The organism is Falsihalocynthiibacter sp. S25ZX9 (genome assembly GCF_041205405.1).
In the GTDB taxonomy this organism is placed as follows: Bacteria; Pseudomonadota; Alphaproteobacteria; order Rhodobacterales; family Rhodobacteraceae; genus Falsihalocynthiibacter; species Falsihalocynthiibacter arcticus.
Map to the genome: position 1 here is coordinate 1 of NZ_JBGFCD010000383.1, position 273 is coordinate 273.

1 protein-coding gene is annotated in these 273 nt (G+C 46.5%); it reads right to left on the reverse strand.

Going from position 1 to position 273, the window contains the following annotated elements; translation table 11 throughout:
• A partial coding sequence (locus AB9F29_RS22680; RefSeq protein WP_369757346.1) for an aldo/keto reductase occupies positions 1-234 on the reverse strand: 234 nt, incomplete at its 3' end.
• Positions 235-273: the final 39 nt, after the last annotated feature.

Sequence of the window (273 nt, forward strand, 5' to 3'; positions counted from 1 at the left end):
GTCTTCTCTCGCGGCTGGGTTATTTGCAAACCAATCCCCTATGATCTCTTCTGAGCGGCCTTTGCCATAGACATTCGCAGTATCTATATGGGTCACCCCAGCAGTTCGACACGTGTTTAAAACGGCGTGACTTTCTTCCATTGTCGCGCCACCATAGATGCCAGCGAAGGACATGGCCACTATTCCGAATTGTGAAATTTCAGGGCCATTCTCACCTAAGTTTGTTCTTTTCATTCAAGTTTATCCTACATTTATTACGCCTCGCTGTCTAAC